The organism is Paraburkholderia sp. BR10954 (genome assembly GCF_040965775.1).
GTDB lineage: Bacteria > Pseudomonadota > Gammaproteobacteria > Burkholderiales > Burkholderiaceae > Paraburkholderia > Paraburkholderia youngii.
Genome location: NZ_JBFRCK010000324.1, coordinates 1 through 255, shown reverse-complemented (window position 1 = coordinate 255; position 255 = coordinate 1). Strand labels below are relative to the sequence as shown.

The following is a 255-nucleotide window of genomic DNA, read 5'->3' as shown; positions in this document are numbered from 1 at the left end:
TACTTCGTCAAGGCAGAAGACAATGTGCCCAAGGCAGCGCGCTCGCCCGACCTGCTGGCCACACGCTTCATCAAGCTGATCGGAAGGTTGTTCGTCGCCGAGGCACGCAGCGCGAAATGGGAAGCCAACCGGCGACAGCGATTGCGACGGCGATACAGTGCACGAGTGCTCGACGCCATCCGCAGTCTCATGCTCAAGCAATCCCCCGGCGTCGTGCCCCACAGCCTGCTCGGAAAGGCGCTAACTTATCTGCGC

1 protein-coding gene is annotated in these 255 nt (G+C 62.0%); it reads left to right on the top strand.

All coding sequences use genetic code 11. The annotated features are described in order from the left end of the window. Positions 1-255 (top strand): transposase (locus AB4Y34_RS42430; RefSeq protein WP_368719374.1); only part of this gene is annotated, 255 nt, incomplete at both ends.